Genomic DNA, 391 nt, shown 5'->3' on the forward strand with positions numbered 1-391 from the left:
ATGTAGCCACCCTCATGGACGAAGAGTTTACCACCCCTTCAACCCAATCAAATGATAAAAAGCTGGAGACTCTTAGGAAAGCCTATTTTTCGGCTCTAGATGGTATCTCCCCCCCTCCGTCGACCCCAATCGCAAGAATGCTATTCCACAACCTTGAATATATTAAAGAGTCATTGAATTCAAGACCACAAGTTCAAAAACGCCTTTTAAACGCAATTCGCAACCAAATAAACAGCCTCGCCAAACCCATCGTCCGCAATATCGACGTTCTTCCGTATGATCGATACATGGAATTACGCCGCATTGATGTCTTCGGCGAGTGGACAGCCACACTGACCGAGTATGCAATTGATGTTGACATGACAGAACACCTGGAAAACAGCAGTTCCCT

At 45.5% G+C, this 391-nt stretch carries 1 protein-coding gene; it reads left to right on the forward strand.

Annotated features, from left to right (window positions below; translation table 11 throughout):
- Positions 1-14 precede the first annotated feature (14 nt).
- Positions 15-391, forward strand: a 377-nt coding sequence (locus HX773_RS25535) for a terpene synthase family protein (protein WP_218168370.1), incomplete at its 3' end; no start/stop codon positions are given.

Source organism: Pantoea sp. B9002, assembly GCF_013385945.1.
GTDB lineage: Bacteria > Pseudomonadota > Gammaproteobacteria > Enterobacterales > Enterobacteriaceae > Pantoea.